The sequence below is a fragment of the Mycobacterium sp. UM_WGJ genome (assembly GCF_000455125.1).
In the GTDB taxonomy this organism is placed as follows: domain Bacteria; phylum Actinomycetota; class Actinomycetes; order Mycobacteriales; family Mycobacteriaceae; genus Mycobacterium.
Window position 1 is genome coordinate 24834 of the sequence record NZ_AUWR01000016.1, and the last position, 21810, is coordinate 46643.

General features: G+C 66.0%; 19 protein-coding genes and 1 pseudogene. 4 read left to right on the plus strand and 16 right to left on the minus strand.

The annotated features are described in order from the left end of the window. Positions 1 to 80: 80 nt before the first annotated feature. The 3 genes from N416_RS0106925 to N416_RS0106935 all read right to left on the minus strand — a co-directional run bounded on the left by N416_RS0106925 (position 81) and on the right by N416_RS0106935 (position 3833). Complete coding sequence (locus N416_RS0106925; protein WP_024441392.1) at positions 81 to 812, minus strand: DJ-1/PfpI family protein; 732 nt, start codon at positions 810 to 812, stop codon at positions 81 to 83. Positions 813 to 824: 12 nt separating this feature from the next. Further along, complete coding sequence (locus tag N416_RS0106930; protein ID WP_024441393.1) at positions 825 to 1793, minus strand: GlxA family transcriptional regulator; 969 nt, start codon at positions 1791 to 1793, stop codon at positions 825 to 827. 204 nt (positions 1794 to 1997) lie between these two features. Further along, positions 1998 to 3833, minus strand: a complete 1836-nt coding sequence (locus tag N416_RS0106935; protein ID WP_024441394.1) for an acyl-CoA dehydrogenase — start codon at positions 3831 to 3833, stop codon at positions 1998 to 2000. Positions 3834 to 4110: 277 nt separating this feature from the next. Here N416_RS0106935 and N416_RS0106940 point away from each other — a divergent pair, with 277 nt between their 5' ends. Together N416_RS0106940 and N416_RS0106945 are read left to right on the plus strand one after the other, a co-directional pair. After that, positions 4111 to 4587: a flavin reductase family protein gene (locus N416_RS0106940; protein ID WP_369797573.1), complete on the plus strand. Its 477-nt coding sequence runs from the start codon at positions 4111 to 4113 to the stop codon at positions 4585 to 4587. 64 nt (positions 4588 to 4651) lie between these two features. Next, complete coding sequence (locus N416_RS0106945) at positions 4652 to 5521, plus strand: inositol monophosphatase family protein (RefSeq protein WP_024441396.1); 870 nt, start codon at positions 4652 to 4654, stop codon at positions 5519 to 5521. Between the two features lie 42 nt (positions 5522 to 5563). Here the strand turns inward: N416_RS0106945 and N416_RS0106950 are convergent, their stop codons facing one another. The 5 genes from N416_RS0106950 to N416_RS0106970 all read right to left on the minus strand — a co-directional run bounded on the left by N416_RS0106950 (position 5564) and on the right by N416_RS0106970 (position 10080). Next, complete coding sequence (locus N416_RS0106950; protein ID WP_024441397.1) at positions 5564 to 6319, minus strand: succinate dehydrogenase/fumarate reductase iron-sulfur subunit; 756 nt, start codon at positions 6317 to 6319, stop codon at positions 5564 to 5566. Continuing rightward, complete coding sequence (locus tag N416_RS0106955; protein WP_024441398.1) at positions 6319 to 8247, minus strand: fumarate reductase/succinate dehydrogenase flavoprotein subunit; 1929 nt, start codon at positions 8245 to 8247, stop codon at positions 6319 to 6321. Before N416_RS0106955 ends, N416_RS0106950 begins: the two co-directional genes overlap by 1 nt. Before the next feature lie 34 nt (positions 8248 to 8281). Next, complete coding sequence (locus N416_RS0106960) at positions 8282 to 9106, minus strand: hypothetical protein (protein ID WP_024441399.1); 825 nt, start codon at positions 9104 to 9106, stop codon at positions 8282 to 8284. A gap of 69 nt (positions 9107 to 9175) precedes the next feature. Then, entirely contained in the window at positions 9176 to 9472 is a 297-nt protein-coding gene (locus N416_RS0106965; protein WP_024441400.1) for a hypothetical protein, read from the minus strand. A 164-nt stretch (positions 9473 to 9636) separates the two neighbouring features. Beyond that, positions 9637 to 10080: an Hsp20/alpha crystallin family protein gene (locus tag N416_RS0106970; protein WP_024441401.1), complete on the minus strand. Its 444-nt coding sequence runs from the start codon at positions 10078 to 10080 to the stop codon at positions 9637 to 9639. 217 nt (positions 10081 to 10297) lie between these two features. Between N416_RS0106970 and nirB the strand changes: the two genes are divergently transcribed. Both nirB and nirD read left to right on the plus strand, forming a co-directional pair. Continuing rightward, a complete protein-coding gene (gene nirB / locus N416_RS0106975) occupies positions 10298 to 12865 on the plus strand; it encodes a nitrite reductase large subunit NirB (protein WP_036457466.1) in 2568 nt (855 codons plus the stop codon). Continuing rightward, positions 12862 to 13230: a nitrite reductase small subunit NirD gene (nirD, locus tag N416_RS0106980; RefSeq protein ID WP_024441403.1), complete on the plus strand. Its 369-nt coding sequence runs from the start codon at positions 12862 to 12864 to the stop codon at positions 13228 to 13230. Before nirB ends, nirD begins: the two co-directional genes overlap by 4 nt. Positions 13231 to 13236: 6 nt before the next feature. Here the strand turns inward: nirD and N416_RS0106985 are convergent, their stop codons facing one another. From N416_RS0106985 to N416_RS0107020, 8 genes and pseudogenes are all read right to left on the minus strand, one after another. Beyond that, positions 13237 to 14382, minus strand: coding sequence for a uroporphyrinogen-III synthase (locus tag N416_RS0106985; protein WP_024441404.1), 1146 nt, complete (start codon positions 14380 to 14382; stop codon positions 13237 to 13239). A gap of 1 nt (position 14383) precedes the next feature. Beyond that, positions 14384 to 15775 (minus strand): NarK/NasA family nitrate transporter, encoded by a 1392-nt coding sequence (locus N416_RS0106990; RefSeq protein ID WP_024441405.1) that lies wholly within the window; start codon positions 15773 to 15775, stop codon positions 14384 to 14386. 220 nt (positions 15776 to 15995) lie between these two features. Then, positions 15996 to 16688, minus strand: coding sequence for a sirohydrochlorin chelatase (locus N416_RS0106995; protein WP_024441406.1), 693 nt, complete (start codon positions 16686 to 16688; stop codon positions 15996 to 15998). Further along, positions 16685 to 16990, minus strand: a pseudogene (locus N416_RS0107000) (winged helix-turn-helix domain-containing protein); the annotation flags it as partial. The gene N416_RS0106995 and the pseudogene N416_RS0107000, both read right to left, overlap by 4 nt. An 80-nt stretch (positions 16991 to 17070) precedes the next feature. Beyond that, positions 17071 to 18465, minus strand: coding sequence for an MFS transporter (locus N416_RS0107005; RefSeq protein ID WP_024441408.1), 1395 nt, complete (start codon positions 18463 to 18465; stop codon positions 17071 to 17073). A gap of 226 nt (positions 18466 to 18691) precedes the next feature. After that, positions 18692 to 19915, minus strand: coding sequence for a sodium-dependent bicarbonate transport family permease (locus N416_RS0107010; RefSeq protein ID WP_024441409.1), 1224 nt, complete (start codon positions 19913 to 19915; stop codon positions 18692 to 18694). A gap of 441 nt (positions 19916 to 20356) precedes the next feature. After that, positions 20357 to 20902, minus strand: a complete 546-nt coding sequence (locus tag N416_RS0107015; RefSeq protein ID WP_024441410.1) for a GNAT family N-acetyltransferase — start codon at positions 20900 to 20902, stop codon at positions 20357 to 20359. A 9-nt stretch (positions 20903 to 20911) separates the two neighbouring features. Then, positions 20912 to 21808: a 5-oxoprolinase/urea amidolyase family protein gene (locus tag N416_RS0107020; RefSeq protein ID WP_024441411.1), complete on the minus strand. Its 897-nt coding sequence runs from the start codon at positions 21806 to 21808 to the stop codon at positions 20912 to 20914. Between the last annotated feature and the right edge of the window lie 2 nt (positions 21809 to 21810).

Sequence of the window (21810 nt, forward strand, 5' to 3'; positions counted from 1 at the left end):
ATCGGTTCGCTTCGCGTGGCCGCGGGCCCCCGGTGGCAGCGCGAAGCAACCTGCCCGGTCCGCCGCTGAACTGAGGGGATTCAGCGGCGGACCGTTTGGATCCGCCGCCGGTTGCGAACCGCGCCGATCGCCTGATCCCACAGCAACAGCGCGCTGGCCTTCAACTGGGCCGGCTTCGCCAGGTCCCTGGCCATCAGCGCGGTGGCCGCCGCTTTGGTCTGCACCGATGCCTTCGACGTGTGGCCGGAGTCGAATGGCGGCTGCGGGTCGTATTCCATCGACAACTGGATGGCCTTGGCGCGGCCCTCGCCGCCGATCTGGCCGGCCAGCCACAGCCCGAGATCGATCCCGGCCGACACCCCCGCACAGGTGACGATGTCTCCCTCGTGCACGATCCGCTCGTCGCCGACCGCGGTAGCGCCGAACGTCTTCAGCGCCGGCAGCGCCATCCAGTGCGAGGTGGCGCGCTTGCCGGTGAGCAGTCCGGCGGCGCCCAGCACGACCGAACCCGAGCACACCGATGCCGTCCACGTCGCCGTCGGGTGGGCGGACCGGACCCAGTCCAGCAGTTTCTCGTCGCGGGCATGTGCCATGGTCGTCATCCCGCCGGGGATCAGAATCACGTCGGGGGAGGGCGTCTCGTCGAACGAGTGGGTTGCCCCGACCACCAGAACCCCGGAGTCCGCGGTAATCGGCCCCGGCTCGTGCCACACGAAGCGCACCTGCGCATCCGGGAGCCAGCGCAACACCTCGTAGGGGCCGATGAAGTCCAGCGAGGTGAATCCGGGGTAGAGCACAATTGCGATCTGCATGGGTATTTCCTTTCAGGCGAAGGTCTTGCGGTAGTGATCGGGCGAGATGCCGAGTCGGCGAATGAAGGTGCGCCGCAGGGTTTCCGCGGTGCCGAATCCACAGCGCCCGGCGATCGCGACGACGGTGTCGTCGGTCTCCTCGAGTTGTCGGCGGGCGGCCTCGGTGCGCACCCGCTCCACGTACGCGCCCGGTGCCATGCCCACTTCGTCGGTGAAGACCCGGGTGAAGTGCCGGGGGCTCATCGAGGCCCGCGATGCCAGCTCGGTTATCCGGTGCGGGCCGCCGGGTTCGGACTCGATCAGCTCCTGGACGTCACGGATCGGCGCGCGCCGGGAGCGCGGCAGCCATGCGGGGACCGCAAACTGGGACTGGCCGCCGGGTCGCCGCAGATACAGCACCAGCCAACGGGCCGCGGTCTGTGCCACCTCGGTTCCGTAGTCCTCTTCCACCAACGCCAGGGCCAGATCGATGCCGGCGGTGACCCCCGCCGCGGTCCACACCGCCGCCGAACTGCGCACGAAGATGGGCTCCGGGTCGACGCGGACTGCGGGGAACTCGCGGGCCAGCGCGTCGGCGAACGCCCAATGTGTGGTGGCCCGGCTTCCGTCGAGCAGACCCGCCTGCGCGGCCAGGAACGCGCCGGTACACACGCTGACCACCCGTCGGGTTTGAGCCGACGCGCGCCGGACCCAGTCGACGGTTTCCGGGTCGGCTTGCGCCGCCTGGACGCCGACGCCGCCGGGCAGGACCAGGGTGTCGATGGGCTCGTTCGGTTCTGGTAGCGGACTCGGCGCGAGCGCCAGCCCGCTGCTGGTGGCGATCGGTGCGCCGCCAACACTGGCCACGGTGACCTGGTAGCCGTCCTCGCCACGGCCCTGACCGAGCAGCACCAGCGTCGCGGTGGCGAAGACCTCCGCGGGCCCGAAAACATCCAGTGCCTGGATGCCGGGGTAACCGAGGATGACGACATTGCGGGCCATGCCATCAGTGTCAGCTGCCCGGGCAGCTGGCGTCTACGACATACATCCCACATATCAGGACACAGCCGCGTTCGCCGAGCAGACGTGGAGGCCCTCATTTCGAGCCAGCATGAGGGCTTTCGGGTCTGCCCGCCGGGTGATCCCGGAAATGCAACAGGCCCCCAAGGGGTCTCCCCGGGGGCCTGCGCGGTCTGTGCGTGGCGTTTAGAACGCCGCTTCGTCGAGCTCCATGATGTCGTTGTCGATGTTCTCGATCACCGAGCGGGTGCTGGTCAGCAGCGGCAGGAAGTTCTTGGTGAAGAACGACGCCACCGCGATCTTGCCTTCGTAGAAGGAGCGGTCGGCACCTTCGGCACCGGCGTCGAGCTTCGCCACCGCGACAGCCGCCTGCCGGGCCAGCAGCCAGCCGATCATCAGGTCGCCGACGCTCATCAGGAAGCGCACCGAACCCAGGCCGACTTTGTAGATGCTGGTGATGTCCTCCTGCGCGGCCATCAGGTAGCCGGTCAGCGTTGCCGCCATGCCCTGCACGTCGGCCAGCGCGGTGGCCAGCAGTTCCCGCTCCGCTTTCAGCCGCCCGTTGCCGGTCTCGTTCTTGATGAACGTCTCGATCTCGCCCGCGACGTGGCCCAGCGCGGCGCCCTTGTCGCGGATGATCTTGCGGAAGAAGAAGTCCTGCGCCTGAATTGCCGTGGTGCCCTCGTAGAGCGAGTCGATCTTGGCGTCACGGATGTACTGCTCGATCGGGTAGTCCTGCAGGAAGCCCGAGCCACCCAGGGTCTGGAGGCTCTCGGTGAGCTTGGCGTAGGCCTGCTCGGAGCCCACCCCCTTGACGATCGGCAGCATCAAGTCGTTGATCTTGACCGCCAGGTCGGCGTCGACGTCGTGCAGCGCCTTGGCGACCACTTCGTCCTGGAAGGTGGCGGTGTACATGTACAACGCGCGCAGACCCTCGGCGTAGGCCTTCTGGGTCATCAGCGAACGGCGGACGTCCGGGTGGTGGGTGATGGTCACCCGCGGCGCGGCCTTGTCGGTCATCTGGGTGAGGTCGGCGCCCTGCACCCGCTCCTTGGCGTACTCGAGCGCGTTGAGGTAGCCGGTGGACAGCGTCGCGATGGCCTTGGTGCCGACCATCATCCGGGCCTGCTCGATCACGTCGAACATCTGCGCGATGCCGTTGTGCACCTCGCCGACGAGCCAGCCCTTGGCCGGTACGCCGTGCTGACCGAAGGTCAGCTCACAGGTGGCCGAGACCTTCAGGCCCATCTTGTGCTCGACGTTGGTGACGAAGACACCGTTGCGCTCGCCGAGCTCACCGGTTTCGAAGTCGAACAGGAACTTCGGCACGAAGAACAGCGACAGACCCTTGGTGCCGGGCTTTGCGCCCTCCGGGCGGGCCAGCACCAGGTGGAAGATGTTCTCGAACAGGTCATCGGAGTCAGCCGAGGTGATGAATCGCTTCACACCGTCGATGTGCCACGAGCCGTCCTCTTGCTGGACGGCCTTGGTGCGGCCGGCGCCCACGTCCGAGCCGGCGTCCGGCTCGGTCAGCACCATGGTCGAACCCCAACCGCGCTCGGCGGCGAGGACGGCCCACTTCTTCTGCTCTTCGGTGGCGATGTTGTAGAAGATGTTGGCGAAGCCGGCGCCACCGCCGTACATCCACACCGCGGGGTTGGCACCCAAGATGTGCTCCTGCAGGGCCCACATCAGGACTTTGGGCATCGGAATGCCGCCGAGCTCCTCGATCACCCCGACCCGGTCCCAGCCGGCTTCCAGGTGGGCGCGCACCGACTTCTTGAAGGACTCGGGCAGCGTCACCGAGTGGGTGGCCGGGTCGAACACCGGGGGGTTGCGGTCGCCGTCGACGAAGGACTCCGCGATCGGGCCCTCGGCCAGGCGGACCATCTCGCCGAGCATCTCTTGAGCGGTGTCGACGTCCAGGTCGGCGTAGTCGCCTTCGCCGAAGACCTGGTCCAAGCCCAGCACCTCGAACAGGTTGAACACCTGGTCACGGACATTGCTCTTGTAGTGGCTCACTACTTCCTCCTCATGGAATGCCACCTGTGGTTGGGTACTCAGGCTTAAGTTACCCACCAGTAACGTAACCTGAAATATACTCGCCAGTAGCCATAGTGCAAGCTGATGTGAGCTATGTCCTTCATGCGGGTGACCAACCGGTTGGTCCCTGGCCCAGAATGCGGTCGCCAGCGGCCGATCTGCCGAGGTGACAGGGCGGCGAGTAGGGTTCTGGGCGACCAGACCAGACGAGGCGAATGAGTCCCCGGTGAATCCCCACGTGAGTTCCGAGAGCAAGTTGACCCCGTTGACCCAGTCGTCGTTGCGGGAGGCCTTCGGGCATTTCCCGTCCGGAGTGGTGGCGGTGGCAGCCGAGATCGACGGCGTTAGGGTCGGCCTGGCCGCCAGCACCTTCGTGCCGGTCTCGTTGGAGCCGCCGTTGGTGTCCTTCTGCGTGCAGAACACCTCGAGCACCTGGCCCAAGCTCAAGGACTCGCCCCGGCTGGGCATCAGCGTGCTCGGCGAGGCGCACGATGTCGCGGCGCGCACCCTGGCTGCCAAGACCGGTGATCGCTTCGCCGGGCTGGAGACGGTGACCAACGACGGCGCGGTGTTCATCAAGGGCACCGGAGTATGGCTGGGCAGCTCGATCGAGCAGTTGGTGCCCGCCGGGGACCACACCATCGTGGTGCTGCGGGTCTGTGATTTGACCGTCGATCCAGAGATCGCCCCGATCGTTTTCCACCGCAGCGGTTTTCGCCGCCTCGGGGGCTAAGGCCCGAGTCGCTGTGCGGGTGCCGGGGGTGCGATAGCCCCCGCCGATGTGTTGCTATGGGCAGATGGCGCCCCTGCGTAGCGACCCCGTGCAGTTGAGGACCACCGCCGAGACGCTGGTGGCCGAGGCCGCCGCATTCGTCCGGCGTCGGCGTGCCGAGGTGTTCGGCGCCGAAGTGGCCGAGCCGTCCTCAGGCCTGGTCCAGACGAAGAGCACTCCGACCGATCCGGTGACCGTGGTCGACACCGAGACCGAGAGCTTCATCCGGGATCGGCTGACCGGGCTGCGGCCCGGTGATGCGGTGCTGGGCGAGGAAGGCGGAGGTTCCGGGGACGTCTCTGGCCGCGAACCGGGTGTCGTCACCTGGGTGGTCGACCCGATCGACGGCACGGTGAACTTCATGTACGACGTCCCGGCATACGCGGTTTCGGTGGCAGCGCAGATCGGCGGGGTCTCGGTGGCCGGCGCGGTCGCCGACGTAGTGGGTGACCGGATCTATTCTGCCGGTGCCGGATTGGGCGCCCGAGTGACCGATCAGCAGGGAACTGTCGCGCTGCGCTGCGCCGATGTGAGCGAGCTGGCACTGGCACTGCTGGGCACCGGGTTCGGCTATTCGCCACGGCGCCGGGCCGCCCAGGCCGCGTTGCTTGCCCGGTTGCTGCCGGAAGTGCGCGATGTGCGCCGGATCGGATCGGCCGCGCTGGACCTGTGCATGGTCGCTGCCGGGCGGCTCGACGCCTACTACGAGCATGGGATCAAGCCGTGGGACTACGCCGCCGGAGCACTGATCGCGGTCGAGGCCGGGGCGCGGGTGGTGCTGCCCGGTCCAGAGGTCGACGGCGGCGACGTGTGTGTCGCCGCCGCACCCGGTGTCGCCGATGCCCTGATCGCCTTGCTGCAACGCGAAGGTGGCTGGGCCGCTATTCCGGCGTAGCCTCCGATCGCCGCGGCCTGCGGCCAGTCACGGGGTCGAGGGTCAGTCCGCCTTGCGGCGGAAAATCTTTCGACCGAGCCAGACGACGGGGTCATAACGGTTCCCGACCACCCGCTCCTTCATCGGGATGATGGCGTTGTCGGTGATCGTGATGTGTTCCGGGCAGACCTCGGTGCAGCACTTGGTGATGTTGCACAGTCCCAGACCCGCGTCGTCCTGGGCGAAGTCACGCCGGTCGGCGGCGTCGAGCGGGTGCATGTCCAACTCCGCAAGCCGGATGAACATCCGCGGCCCGGAGAACCGCGGCTTGTTCTCCTCATGGTCCCGGATGACGTGGCAGACGTTCTGGCACAGGAAGCATTCGATGCACTTGCGGAACTCCTGGGAGCGCTCCACATCCACCTGCTGCATCCGGTACTCGCCGGGCTTGAGATCCGCCGGCGGCTTGAAGGCCGGCATCTCTCGGGCCTTCTCGTAGTTGAACGAGACATCGGTGACCAGGTCACGAACCACCGGGAATGTCCGCACCGGGGTCACGGTGATCGTTTCAGCCGGGTCGAACATCGACATCCGCGTCATACACAGCAGTCGCGGGAAACCGTTGATCTCCGCCGAACACGATCCGCACTTGCCGGCCTTGCAGTTCCAGCGCACCGCCAGATCCGGGGTCTGGGTGGCCTGCAGGCGGTGGATGACGTCGAGCACCACCTCGCCCTCGTTGACCTCGACCTCGAAATCTTCAAGTCCACCGCCGTCAACGTCACCGCGCCAGACTCGCAGGTGGGCGTTGTGTGTCATTACGCTCTCCGTCCCGGATGTTGCGCCAGCTCTTGGTCGGTGTAGTACTTCTCCAGTTCGGAGATCTCGAACAGCTCCAGCAAGTCCTCACGCATCCCGGTCTGAGATTCCGGCGTGACCGTGATGTCAAAAATCGCCTGGGGGCTCTGCTTCTCCGCGACCCGGCAGACCAGCAGGGTCTTGCGCCAGTTGGCGTCCATCCCCGGGTGGTCGTCGCGGGTGTGCCCACCGCGGCTCTCGGTGCGTTGCAGCGCGGCTTTGGCCACGCATTCGCTGACCAGCAGCATGTTGCGCAGGTCGACGGCCAGATGCCAGCCCGGGTTGTAGTGCCGTCCGCCGTCGACGGTGACCGCCGCGAAGCGGGCCTTGAATTCCTCGAGTCGGACCAGGGCCTGCTCCAGCTCGCCGGCATTGCGGATGATGCCGACCAGGTCGTTCATCGACTGCTGCAACTCGGAGTGCAAGGTGTACGGGTTCTCCGGTGTGGCGCCGCCGGCCGGACCGTGGAACGGCGCCAGCGCCAGCTCTGCTGCGGCTTCCAGCGCTGCCGGTGTCACCGACGGGCGGGTGTTCAGCCCCTGCACGTACTGTGCCGCGCCCAACCCGGCGCGACGGCCGAACACCAGCAGATCCGACAGGGAGTTGCCGCCCAGCCGGTTGGAACCGTGCATCCCACCGGAGCATTCGCCTGCGGCAAACAGTCCGGGCACCGCCGCCGCGCCGGTGTCCGGGTCGACCTCGATACCACCCATCACGTAGTGGCAGGTGGGGCCGACTTCCATTGCTTCCTTGGTGATGTCCACCTCGGCGAGCTGCATGAACTGGTGGTACATCGAGGGCAGTCGCCGCTTGATCTCCTCGGGCGTCAGCCGAGAGGCGATGTCGAGGAACACCCCGCCATGCGGCGAACCGCGGCCGGCTTTGACCTCGGAGTTGATGGCGCGGGCCACCTCGTCACGGGGCAGCAGGTCCGGGGTGCGGCGGGCCGAGTCGTTGTCCTTGAGCCACTGATCGGCCTCTTGCTCGGTCTCGGCGTACTGGCCCTTGAACACCGGCGGGATGTAGTCGAACATGAACCGGGTTCCGTCGGAGTTCTTGAGCACCCCGCCGTCGCCGCGGACGCCCTCGGTGACCAGGATCCCCTTCACGCTGGGCGGCCACACCATCCCGGTCGGGTGGAATTGGACGAACTCCATGTTGATCAGCGTCGCGCCGGCTCGCAGCGCCAGCGCGTGGCCGTCGCCGGTGTACTCCCACGAGTTGGACGTCACCTTGAACGACTTGCCGATGCCGCCGGTGGCCAGCACCACGGCCGGCGCTTCGAACAGCACGAAGTTGCCGCTCTCACGCCAGTAGCCGAAGGCGCCCGAAATAGCGCCGCTGGCTTCGTCTTTGAGCAGTTCAGTGATGGTGCACTCGTGGAAGATTTTTATCCGGGCCTCGTAGTCACCGAACTCGGCATAATCGTCCTGCTGCAGCGAGACCACTTTCTGCTGCATGGTGCGGATCAATTCCAGGCCGGTGCGGTCACCGACGTGGGCCAGCCGCGGATAGGTGTGGCCGCCGAAGTTGCGCTGGTTGATCTTTCCGTCGGGGGTGCGGTCGAACAGTGCGCCGTAGGTCTCCAGCTCCCAGACCCGCTCGGGTGCTTCCCGGGCGTGCAACTCGGCCATCCGCCAGTTGTTGAGGAACTTCCCGCCGCGCATGGTGTCGCGGAAGTGCACCTGCCAGTTGTCCTTGGAGTTGACGTTGCCCATCGACGCCGCGCAACCACCCTCGGCCATCACGGTGTGCGCCTTGCCGAACAGCGACTTGCACACCACCGCAACGCTGAGGCCCTGTTCGCGTGCTTCGATCACCGCGCGCAGGCCAGCGCCCCCGGCACCGATCACGACCACGTCGTAGGAGTGCCGTTCGACTTCAACCATGAATTCTCGCTAACCCTTCGTGTGATCGCGGCACTTAGCCGACGAACCGGAAATCGGTGATGACGCCGCTGGAGACCAGGGCGACGTAGAGGTCGGTGAACGCCAGCGTGCCGAGGGTGATCCAGGCGAACTGCTGGTGGCGGCCGTTGAACCAGCTGATCTTCGTCCAAAACCAGTAGCGGACCGGGTGTTTGGAGAAGTGGTTGAGGCGACCGCCGAATATGTGCCGGCAGGAGTGGCAGCCGCCGGTATAGGCCCAGAGCATCGCCACGTTCGCGAGCAGCACGATGTTGCCCACCCCGAACCCGAACCCGCCGGGCCCGTCGTCGGAGTGCAGTGCGGCGATTGCGTCATAGGTGTTGAGCGCCGCGAGCGCGAACGCCGCATAGAAGAAGTAGCGGTGGCTGTTCTGCATGATCAACGGCAAACGAGTCTCGCCGGTGTAGTGGGCACGGGGCTCGGGCACCGCGCAGGCCGTCGGCGACTGCCAGACGGAGCGATAGTAGGCCTTGCGGTAGTAGTAGCAGGTCAGCCGGAAGCAGAGCAGGAAGGGCAATACCAATGCCCCCAACGGAATCCACCGAGGGAATTCCGGCAGCCAGACGCCCAAGTGGCTTGAGCCGGGCACACACGACGCGCTGATGCACGGCGAGTAGAACGGTGTCAGGTAGTGGTACTTGTCAACCCAGTAGGCGCTGCCCCAGAACGATCGGATGGTCGCGTAGATGATGAACGCGAGCAGTCCCAGGTTCACCCGCAGCGGCGAGAGCCACCAGCGGTCGGTACGCAGGGTGCGATTCGCGATTCGTGCGCGAGTCGCCGAGTAGACGCCGGGACGGTTCACGGCGGGTGCGCTCATCTAATGGGGTTCCCTTCGGCTCAGTTCGTCGGAGGGCGCCCCTTGGCCGCAGGCAGCACCCGGTGTGGGTCAGTACCTGCCTTGGCCGCCGACGCCTTCGTCGTCGACGTCGCGCCAGAATTCGGTGTCGTATTCGGTGTCAGGGATGGTGATCTTCTCGTGCGACCGCTCGGCCGCCCAGCGCTCCAAGTCCAGCTCTCCGGCATCGGATTCGAGGAGCTGAACGTCGGTGAGGATGCGCTCGGCGTCCAGCTCGATGCGGCGCATTCCAGGGATGTCGCCGAAGCGGGTCTTCAGCCCCAGCACGCAACGCCGCAGGTCACCGATCAGGGTGTGCAGCTCGGCGAGTTCGGTAGTGCTCGACACCAGACCTCCTCGGGTGGTACGGATCACAGTACGTTCACCCGATGCTAATCACACCAGGAACGGAACGTGAGACAGATCACGTTGTGCGCTGACGTGTTGGACGCCGAAAACCCCTACACACAGGCGTGTGCAGGGGTTTTCGGGTCGAAGACCGCCGCGCCGGTTTACTTGGTGATGGCGATGGTCTGCGGCCGGGTGCCCGCGTACACCCCGGCTACCCGGACGGTCAGTACGCCGGCGTCATAGGTCGCGGTCACGGCGTCGCCGGTGACATGGGCCGGAACCGCGAACGAGCGGCGGAACGCGCCGTAGCGCACCTCGCGCAGCGTGCGGTTGGTGTCGGCGTCGGTCTCGGCGTACTCGTCGCGCCGTTCGCCGCGGACCACCAGGTGGCCGCCGTCGAGTTCGACCGTCACGTCCTTGTCGACGTCGATGCCCGGCAGTTCCAGTCGCACCACAGCGTCGTCGCCGTCCTTGGTGATCTCGGCAGCCGGCCGGAACCCCGTCGCGGCGGGAGCCCGCCAGTCGCTGGCGGTGGCCGGGCTGAAGAAGTCACGGACCCAACGGTCGGTGTCGAACGGGTGGTGCCTCAAGGTCAGGGTGCTCATGGGGACTCCTCGAATGATTACCGCGTGCCGGTCGGGTGCCGGCCCGTCACTGGGTAGAACTTGAGTCACCCTCGCTAAAGTTCCGTGTTCGCCGGCAGTGAACACGGACTCACAAAAGTGGTGCCGTGAGCGGTATCACGGCGTAAGCAGCGAACCGTTCACACGCTTGTAACGTATGGCGATACTCCGGCAATATCGGGTTCCTAACCTCCCTTCTATGACCACGATCGAAACCCCGCGCGCCGTCAAAGACCTTGTCGTGGTCGGACACGGCATGGTGGGGCACCGCTTCGTGGAGGCGCTGCGCAGCCGGCCCGGAGGCGCCGACTGGCGGGTCACGGTGCTGGCCGAGGAATCCGATCCCGCCTACGACCGCGTCGGGCTGACCTCCTACACCGACGGGTGGGACCGGTCCCGGCTGGCGCTGCCGGGCAACGACTACGCCGACGACGAGCAGGTGCGGCTGATGCTGAGCACCCGGGTCGAGAAGGTCGATCTGGCCGACAAGTCGGTGCTCGCCGCGGATGGGCAGCGTTACGGCTACGACACCCTGGTGCTGGCGACCGGCTCACGCGCGTTCGTCCCCCCGGTGCCCGGCCACGATCTGCCCGGCTGCCATGTCTACCGGACCCTGGACGATCTGGACGGAATCCGGGCCGACATCGAGTGCATGCTGGAAGCCGGTAACGCCCGGGCCGGAGTGGTGATCGGGGGCGGACTGCTGGGGCTGGAGGCCGCCAACGCGCTCCGGGCGTCCGGGATCGAGCCGCACATCGTCGAGATGGCGCCGCGCCTGATGCCGCAACAGCTCGATGACGCCGGCGGTGTGCTGCTGAGCCGGATGATCTCGGAACTGGGCATCGCGGTGCACGTCGGTGTGGGCACCGAGTCCATCGAGCAGCTGACCCACCAGTACGGTTCACCGACCCTGCGGGTAAAGCTCTCCGACGGCAACGCGATCGAGGCCGGCCTGGTGATCTTCGCCGCGGGCGTGCGTCCCCGTGACGAACTGGCTCGTGAGGCGGGTCTGGCGATCGCCGAGCGTGGCGGTGTGTTGACCGACCTGTGTTGCCGGACCAGCGATTCCGACGTGTACGCGATCGGTGAGGTGGCCGCCATCGAGGGCGTCTGCTACGGCTTGGTCGGCCCCGGCTACACCAGCGCCGAGGTGGTCGCCGACCGCCTGCTCGAGGGTGTGGCCGAATTCGGCGAGGCGGACATGTCCACCAAGCTCAAGCTGCTCGGTGTCGACGTGGCCAGCTTCGGCGACGCGATGGGGTCGACGGAGAACTCGCTGTCGGTCGTCATCAACGATCCGGTGAAGCGCACCTATGCCAAGTTGGTGCTCTCCGACGACGCCAAGACTCTGCTCGGCGGGATCCTGGTCGGCGACGCCTCCTCCTACGGCGTGCTGCGTCCGATGGTCGGCGCCGAGCTGCCTGGCGATCCCCTGGATCTGATCGCTCCGGCCAGCTCCGGCGACAGCAAGAGCGCCCTGGGGATCAGTGCGTTGCCTGGGGCGGCGCAGATCTGTTCCTGCAACAACGTCAGCAAGGACCAGTTGTGCGCCGCGATCGCCGGCGGCTGCCACGACGTGCAGAGCCTGAAGGACTGCACCAAGGCGGGAACTTCGTGTGGATCCTGCATTCCGCTGCTCAAGGAGCTGCTGGTCGCCGAGGGTGTCGAGCAGTCCAAGGCGCTGTGCGAACACTTCGCCCAGTCGCGCGCGGAGCTGTTTGAGATCGTCCAGGTCACCGGAATCCGCACCTTCTCCGAACTGCTGGAGCGGTTCGGCACGGGCCACGGCTGTGACATCTGCAAGCCCACCGTCGCCTCCATCTTGGCGTCCACCGGATCAGACCACATCCTTGAGGGCGAGCAGGCCGCTCTGCAGGACACCAACGACCACTTCCTGGCCAATATTCAGCGCAACGGCAGCTACTCAGTGGTTCCGCGGGTGCCCGGCGGTGAGATCAAGCCCGAGCACCTGATCCTGATCGGCCAGATTGCCCAGGAATTCGGCCTTTACACCAAGATCACCGGTGGCCAGCGCATCGACATGTTCGGTGCACGGGTGGATCAGCTGCCCGCGATCTGGCGCAAGCTGGTGGACGCCGGCATGGAATCCGGTCAGGCGTACGGAAAGTCGTTGCGGACAGTGAAAAGCTGTGTGGGCAGCGACTGGTGCCGCTACGGGCAGCAGGATTCGGTGAAGATGGCCATCGATCTGGAGCTGCGCTACCGCGGACTGCGCGCGCCGCACAAGATCAAGATGGGCGTCTCGGGCTGCGCGCGTGAGTGCGCCGAGGCACGCGGCAAAGACGTCGGTGTGATCGCGACCGAGATCGGTTGGAATCTTTACGTGGGCGGGAACGGCGGTATGTCGCCCAAGCACGCCCAGTTGCTCGCCAGCGACCTCGACACCGAGACCGTGTTCCGCTATGTCGACCGGTTCCTGATGTTCTACATCCGCACCGCCGATCGGTTGCAGCGCACCGCGCCCTGGATCGAGGCGATGGAAGGTGGACTCGACCACGTCCGCGAGGTCGTCTGCGACGACTCCCTGGGGCTGGCAGCGGAATTCGAGGCGGAGATGGCTCGCCACGTCGACAACTACGCCGATGAGTGGAAGGGCGTCCTCGACGACCCGGAGAAGCTGTCACGATTCGTCTCCTTCGTCAACGCCCCCGATGCCGAAGATCCCACCGTCGCCTTCACCGTGCGCGACGGCCGCAAGGTCCCGTTACCCGTCCCCGTCCTGCGAGTATCTGAGGAGAAGTCATGAACACCAACAACATCGACACCTGGATCACCGCCTGCCGCTACGACAGCATGATTCCCGGACTCGGAGTGGGTGTCCTGCTCGCCAACGGCAAGCAGGCGGCGCTGTTCCGGCTCGACGACGGCTCGGTCCGTGCGGTGTGCAACATCGACCCGTTCTTCCGGGCAGCGGTGCTGTCCCGCGGAATCGTCGGTGACCGCGGCGGCCGGCTATCTGTCATCTCCCCGTTGAAGAAGCAGGCCTTCGCCTTTGACGACGGCAGCTGCTTGGACGACCCGAGCGTCTCGGTGCGGGTGTATCCGACTCGGATCAGCGAGGACGGCTACGTGCAGGTCGGGCAGCCGGTCGCGGAACGGGCCGTTGCTTAGCCGGCCCTAGCCGGCTTCCTGGCCTACCTGGTCCACCTGATCTACGGCCAGGCGATACCCCCGTTTGACAACGGTGGTGACGATATTCTTGTCGCCCAGCGTTGTTCGCAGCCTCAGGACAGCGGTTTCTACCGCATGAGTGCTGGTGCCGTTGCCGGGTAGCGCCTCGAGGAGGGTCTGCCGGGAGACAACGCGGCCGGGCTGGTGAGCCAGCGCCCGTAGTGTGGCCATGCTCGAGGGCGACATCGGCTTGGCCACCCCGTCGACCAGTACGCAATTGCCGCGCACTTCGATGCGATGGCCCGCGGCGTGAACGGTGTGGGCGCGCAGCCGCGGAAGCTCATCGATGATGTGGCGAGCTAACGCCCCCAGTCGCATTCTCCGCGGCGAAGAGGTCGGGATGTCCAAGAGTGCCAACGGCCGCGCCGTCAACGGTCCGACGCACATGGCATGCACGTCGTCGGAACGCAGAGCGAGCAGCAGTGCGTCCGAGATGCCCAGATCGGCGGCACGGGTCAGTGTCGCCATCACAGCGGCGGCCGAGGTGAAGCTGACAGCATCGAATTGGCGTTGGGCGATCTGGGAAGTGAGCTGGTCGAACTCCCCGCCGGGCTGGGCCGGACGCCATCGGTAGACGGGGATGGGCAGTACGTCGGCGCCCGCCTTGCGAAACTGATCGAGCAGCTCCGGAGCGGGATCCCAGTCGCCGGTGGTGCCGTGGAGCTGCACGGCCACGCGGGCTCCGGCGATATCGGATTTCAGGTAATCGAGCATCGCGGCCGATGACTCCGATTCGGGTGACCACTCCTCGGGCAGGCCCGCGGTGCGCAATGCGCCAACAGCCTTCGGTCCACGGGCCACGACACGGGCGGTCGTCAGGGCTGCGATCAGCCGGTCGGCAATACCCCATCCTTCGGCAGCGGCGATCCAGCCGCGGAGGCCCATCGCCGTCGTCACCACCAGGACATCTGGCGGGTTCTCGATCAATGATTCAGTGCGCCCGTGCAATACGGTGTCGTCGGTCAAGTCGATCATGGTGATGGCCGGGGCCGCACAGACCGAGGCGCCGTGGCGACGCAGCAAGGTGCAGAGCTCCTCGGCGCGGCGCGCTGACGTGACTGCGACCCGGTAGCCACTCAGCGACGTGGACACCTTACGCCGGTGCCAACGCGGCCCGGGCCGGCTGCGGGGCGAAGAACGGCCGACGTACATACCTGTGCCAGGTCAGCGCCGCGGCCCCCACATAACCCACCAGGAAGATCCAGAATGCCGTGGTCGCCGAGCCGCTGGTGATGTACGACTGGCGCAGTGCCAGGTTGATTCCTACGCCACCCAGGGCGCCGATTGCGCCGGCAAATCCGATCAGTGCCCCCGACATGGCCCGCGCCCAGTGCCGACGGTCGCTCTCGTGCATACCCATTTGGTGACTGCGGGCCTCGAAGACCGACGGAATCATCTTATACACCGAGCCATTGCCGATCCCGGAGACGATAAACAGCGCCACGAAGCCGATGACGTAGCCGACCATGACCGCGCCGGACGTGGGGCCGGTGCGACCGCTGTCCAGTGTGCTCACGGCGACGAGCAACGCGGAGGCTGCGAACAAGCCGCCAAAGGCAGCCAGCGTCACCCGGCTGCCGCCAAGCCGATCGGCGAGGCGCCCGCCGAAGATCCGGGACAACGACCCCAAAAGCGGTCCCAAAAAGGCGATTTGGGCAGCGTGCAACGAGGCCTGAGCGGGACTCTGGCCGCCGCCCACAAAGCTGATCTGCAACACCTGGCCGAACGCGAACGAGAACCCGATGAAGGAGCCGAACGTGCCGATGTAGAGCAGTGCGACGATCCAGGTGTCGAGTTCGGGAAGGATCGCACGCATGGCCGTCAGGTCTGCCCTTTGACCGTCGAGGTTGTCCATGAAAAGTGCTGCGCCGATCGCGGCCACCGCGAGGACGACCAGATAGATCGCACATACCCAGTACGGCTGGCGGTTACCCACGGTGGCTAGCACCGCCAACCCGACCAGCTGGATCAGCGGAACGCCCAGGTTGCCACCGCCGGCATTGACCGCCAGCGCCCAGCCCTTGAGTCGATGCGGGTAGAAGGCATTCACGTTGGTCATCGAGGCGGCAAAGTTGCCCCCGCCCAGACCGGTCATGGCCGCGCACACCAGGTAAGGCCACAGCGGCAGACCCGGATGGGCCAGCAGGCCCATCATCCCGATGGTCGGGATCAATAGCACCAGCGCGGAGAAGATCGTCCAGTTGCGGCCGCCGAAGGCCGCGGTGGCCAGCGAGTACGGTATGCGCAGCACGCCACCGGCGAGGGTGGCGGTGGCTGCCAGCAGGAACTTGTCGCCGGCGCTGAAGCCGTACACCGACTCGGGCATGAACAGCACCATCACCGACCAGATCGACCAGATCGAAAAGCCGGCGTGCTCAGCAACTGTCGACCAGATCAGGTTGCGTCGCGCAACCTTGTCGTTGCCGGCCTTCCAGGCCACGGTGTCTTCGGGATCCCACTGGGTAATCAGGTGTGAACGAGCCATGTGGTCACGGTAGAAATCTTTCGTTACCGCAATGCTGCACGAGATGACTCAGTCGTGAACTTCTCCTCACGGCGCTGGTGGAAGCGTGTGAGGCGGGAGGTCCGGTGAGGGCGCAAAGGCAGCGCAGGCTACCGATCAATATGGCGGGGATAGAATGGAATTCACAGTGCAAGCGCCATGTCCCAAGTTCGGAACGACGCAGACCGATGCCGAAAAGGTGTTATCGCACCGGAATCCGCGTATGGGCGGTGATGAACCGATCGGCGACGACCCGGGCGATCCCGGGATGCGTGCCCAGCGGCGCGGTAACTCGATCCGCGCCGGCATTGTGCAGGCGGCGCTGGAAAAGACCGTCGGCCAACAAATATGACGCGATCACGACGCGTGACGCGCCTTGGCTGCGCAGGTCGGCGACAGCCTCGGGAACGCTGGGTCCACCGGTAGCGGCGAATGCCACTGTGACGGGTGCTCCGATTATGCCAGACACCATCTGCGCTGCGTGCTTGAGGTCGGCCTGCGCGACCGGATCGGTGGACCCCGCTGCAGCGAGAACCACTGATTCACCTTGGCGCCAGCCTGATTCGGACAGCCGAGCGGCGACGACCGCGGCGACACGAGGATCGGGTCCCAGTGCTGGGGTGATCGTGACGTCGGGGTGGACGCTGGCGGCGACCTGGGTCGGCACGTCGACGCCGACGTGGTAGCCGCGGGCAAGGAAGGCGGGGACGAGGATAGCCGGGCGGCCGTTTTCGGCCTCAGCGGAGAGGATCTCGGCCGGGCTGGGCCCCAACACGTCGATGAATGCCACTCTGACCGGTTGCGCCAGCAGGGTGCCGACCCGTTCGGCGAGTTCGCCGATCATGACTACCCCGTCGGGCTGACGGGTGCCGTGCGCGACCAGGATGGGAATCATGCCACGCCCTGCTCAGTGTCGACGGCGAGTCGGTAACCTCGCTTGACCACCGTGGCGACGATGTGGCTGTCGCCCAGCGCTGTTCGCAGTCGGAGGACGGCAGAGTCGACGGCGTGGATACTGTTGCCACGTCCCGGGAGAGCGCGCAGCAGGGTTTCCCGGGCGACGACGTGGCCCGGTCGGAGCGCCAAGACGCGCAAAGCGGCCAGGCCGGCCGGCGAAACCGGCTTGACTATCCCATCCACGAGGACCCGGCTCTCCTCAATATCAATACGATGACCGGCGGCATAGACGGCGGTACTCATGCATAAGATTTAGTCGCAGTCGATTTCGTCTGTGTTACCCCGCGATTTCGGAGCCGTTGCCCTATATGTGTTCCAGGTCACGCCGAGATCTTCTCGGCGTCGACCCGAACCCGGTCGCCTCGGCTGCCGCGTGGCCGGCGGACATACATCACCCAGGTCAAACCCGCAACGGCGCAGTAGGACGCCAGAAACACCCAGAATGCCGGGGTCTCGGACCCGAAGCTGGCGTAGGCCTGACGCAGGATCAGGTTGATGGCGACCCCGCCGAGCCCGCCGACTGCGGTGGCAAACCCGATCAAAGCGCCGGAATGTGAACGCGCCCAATGCCGGCGCTCGGCTTCGTCGGCGTCCAGCGAGCGACTGCGGGCCTCGAAGATCGACGGGATCATCTTCAGCACTGATCCGTTGCCCATCCCGGCAAGGATGAACAGCACCATGAATGCGGCGATGTAGATCGCGATCGTCGATGTGGTCGCGCGGGTAGTGTGGTCGTCGATGGTGCTGGTCACCACCAGCACGGCGGACGCCAGAATCATGCCGAGGAACACCACCAGGGTGATGCGGCCCCCGCCGCGGCGGTCGGCCACCCGGCCGCCGTAGATGCGGGCCAAGGCGCCCAACAGTGGGCCCAGGAACGCGATTCGCGCGGCATAGAGTGCCGCCTCGGCGGGACTGTGGCCGGCCTTTTCGAAGGTGACGTGCAGCACCTGGGCGAACGCGAAGGCGAAGCCGATGAACGAGCCGAACGCTGCGCAGTACAACGCCGAGACGATCCAGCTGTCCGGGACCGCCAGGATCGACCGAATGCTGCCGACCTCTTCCTTGCCGTGGTCGAGGTTGTCCATCCACAGTGCCGCGCAGGTGCCCACCACGGCAAGCAGGACCAGGTAGACCGAGCAGACCAACTCCGGCTTGGTGTTGCCGACGGTGGCCAGGACCAGGAGGCCGACGAGCTGGATGGCTGCCACCCCGAGGTTGCCGATGCCGCCGCACAGTCCGAGGGCGACGCCCTTGAGACGCTGAGGATAGAAGGCGTCGACGTTGGCCAGGGAGGCGGCGTAGTTGCCGCCGCCCAGGCCGGTCAGCGCAGCGCACACCAGATACATCCACAGCGGTTGGCCGGGGTTGAGGAGCAACAGCAGTGTCCCGGCGGTCGGAATCAGCAAGATCAGTGACGAGGCCACCGCCCAGTTGCGGCCGCCGAATTTTGCGGTGGCGCGAACGTAGGGGACGCGGACGCATCCGCCGACCAGAGTGGCGACCGCGGCCAGCAGCAGTTTGTCGCCGGCCTTGATGCCATAGACCGACTCGGGCATGAACAGCACCACTACCGACCACAGCGACCAGATCGAGAACGCGACATGCGTACTGGCGGTAGACCAGATCAGGTTGCGGCGTGCGATGGCGGCATTGCCGGCCTCCCAGGCTGCGCTGTCCTCAGGATCGAAATTGGTGATGTGGCCGTTGCTCATGCGATCTCCTCGGGATCCGGGCCACCGCCACGCGCAGAATCTCGCATCACGATGGACGGTGTGCGAACCTACCGGCCCGATCTGGCAAGTGGCAGAGCGGAACCTGAAAATGAGGTGGACTCAAGGAATTTGAGTGGCCCGCATCACGTATTGGACGCGCGCGCAGGATATTTCGCCTGGTTGACCGAGCGAGTGGAGAAGCGTTGCGTTCGGTTGGAAGCTTCTGTCAGCTGACTGGAAGCCAGATGTTGACGGCCTTCGAAATCTGCAGATAGAGCGGTATCCCGATGGTCACGTTGTAGGAGAACGTCAGGCCCAAGGATGCGGCCAGGGGTACCGTCGGACTGGCCTCGGGGATCGCCATTCGCTGCACCGCCGGCACGGCGATGTAGGACGCCGCACCGCACAGCACTGCGAAGAGCACGTAGCTGCCGGCCTCGAAAGGGGTGCCGGTGATTTGCGCGTAGGTGTGGATGATGAAAATTCCAGCGATCGCAAAGAGGTTGGGCGCCAACAATCCAAAGGCGATCAAGCCGCGTCCCGCCGACCGCAGGTCCTTGAGCTTGCGGGAGGCTGTCATCCCCATCTCGAGCAGGAAGAGGCACAGCATCCCCTGGAACGCGGTGACGAAGACATGATCGCCGTCCTCGATGACCGAAGCGCCCTGCAGGCGGCCGACGAAGCCGATAACGATCCCACCGAACAGCAGGTACAGCCCCGGGTTGAGCAGCACCTCTCGCAACAGCGCTCCGCTGGGCGGCGCCGAGGATGTAGTCGACATCGCAGCGCTCGGCTGGGCATGCTCCCGCCTTTCCAGCGCGAGGTCGATCTCGTCTTGGATGTGCCCTGTTGTGGTGTGCGCTGCGCTCATAAGGGCGGAGGCGGTGACGAGCTGTCGGCTGGCCTTTTTCTTCTTCTTCTTGTAGCCGGGTTCGTCGGCCATGTTGCCCTGCGCGTCCATCCCGCGTGCCCGCAACCGTGACACCAGGATCAGGGCCACGATGCAGCCCGGAATCTCCATGACGGCCAGCATTACCGGCATGTAGGCGTCGAACGCTATGTCCAAAGTGGCGAGTACGCCAAGGCAGGTGGCGAACGTGCCGGCGGAGTCCGACCCGTAATACCCGGCGACGGTGGCTCGGTCGATACGTCTCATCTTGGTCATCCGGGTCAGCAACCAGTAGGCGACGAATCCGATGATCAAGTTGGTGGCGAAGCCCAGCACGATGAAGCCCAGAACGCCGCCGATGCTCGACGAGTCGACGGTCGCGAGCTCTTCGCCGCCGCGCCAGCCGATGGCCAGCAGCAAATACAACGTCAAGCCCTGATACAGGACGTAGGGGAACTCGAACTTGATCTTCAGCAGCGGGATGAGGAAGCCCATGTAGAAGAAAAGCAACAGTGGCTTGAACAAGTTGTGGGTGAAGTTGTGCCAAAACTCGTACAGCATGAGGGTGCGTCTTTCGAGAGGGGGACCGCCAGGGCCGGGGCAAGCTGTGACGGTCACACCATAAGGCCACACGCGTTAGTTAGCGCCTCGAAGTAGGGCCCCTGCGACGATTGGCAGCAGAGTGGCAGGGAGTCACAAAATCCGGCCTTGCCCCCGGAATGTCTCCACGCGGGGCGAGGGGCGCCGATACGGCCACGATGGCGAATATGCCCAGCTCAGAGCGCTGAAAAATTGTCTCCCGGGGGCGGCAAGCGCCGATACGTGCGGTCGTGACCCGGTTTTCCGGTGAGGTCCACGCAATATTAAGTTAACAATCAATCTGGGCGACGCTTCAATCGCACGGCCGATTCTTATGAACATCCGGAGAAAGGGTGCGGTTCGGCCCGGGTACGTCCAGTCGCCGCCCATACACGGCGCATCCACCCTCCGTTAACCGTGCGGCTACCAGACGTGGCCGTCCCGCCAGCCGCACGTCAGTTCGGCGGTGAGGTCCAGGTCGGTGCCCACCGGCATAACGAACACGGTCCCGTCCGCCTCGGGGGTGCGCACCGGACCGGTCGGGGCTAAGACGGCCGTGGGACCACGCCACAGCAACCATCCCCGCGCGGTGTAGAGCCGGCGGCTGATACGGGGTGAACTGAGCGCGCCGAGCTCGAACGCGCCGCGGATCACCTGTTCGCATGCCTCAAGTACCGCGGTGCCCAGACCCCGCTCCCGGTGATCGGCCCGGACGGTGACGGCCTCTACATAGCCGCACCGCAGAGATCTGCCGCGATAGAGCAGTTGGCGCCGGATCACAGAGCCGTGGGCGATCAGGACGCCGTGGTGCCAGATCAACGCGTGCATGCCGCCGAGCGCGTGCTGCCAATCGGCGTCAGAAAGTTCGCCCCCGGAGGCTTCGGTGACCAGCCGATGGGCGCCGCGACGGGTCTCATCGTCCAGATCGCTGGTGTGGATCAGGCGGGCGGTAGGAACTTGGCCGAGCACCCGACGGGCCTACCAGGCCGAGCGTGCGGCGGGGTGCTGGCGGGGCCGAGACCAGTGCATCCGTACGGTCTGTCCGGGCCGGACCTGGGCCAACGTGTCGATGTCGTCGTCGACCACCACCCCGACCACCGGGTAGGCGCCGGTCACCGGATGGTCGGGTCCCAGGATTATCGGGAAGCCGTTCGGCAAGATCTGGATGGCGCCCCGGTCGGTACCCTCGGCGGGCAATTGCCTTTCCGGCCAACGGTATTCCAGCGGCATCCCCACCAAGCGCATGCCGACGCGGTCGCTGCGGTTACTCACCAGCCAATTGGTGCGCACCATAATGTCGGGGTCGACAAACCAGTCGTCGCGTGGGCCGGGTGTCACCCGCAACTCGACCACGTCGTCGGGGATGGTCGCCACCGGCGCCTGGTCGATCTCGGGGAAGTGGCCGGTCCGTTCGCCGATCTGCAGCACGTCGCCGTCACGCAACGGGGCGGGGCCGATCTCGCCCATCACGTCGTAACTGCGGGAACCCAGCACCGGGGTGACATCGATGCCGCCTCGCACCGCCAGATAGCTGCGCAGTCCCGACCGCGGCCTGCCCAAGGAGACCACCTGGCCGTCGCGGACGTGCTGGATGCTGTTGGTGCCGAAGCTGACTCCGTTGACATCGGGTTCGGTGTCGGCGCCGGTGACCGCGATGTCGACGTCTCCGCCGTGGACTCGCACGGACAATCCGCCGAATGCCACCTCGATGGTGGCTCGATCGTCGGGATTGGCCAGCAGCCGGTTGGCCAACTTGTGCGAGCGGCGGTCGGCAGCGCCGGACGGGCTGACTCCGAGGTGGCCCATCCCGGCCCGGCCCAGATCTTCGACCAAAGCCAGCGGGCCGGTGTGCAGCACTTCCAGGGTGGTTGTCATGG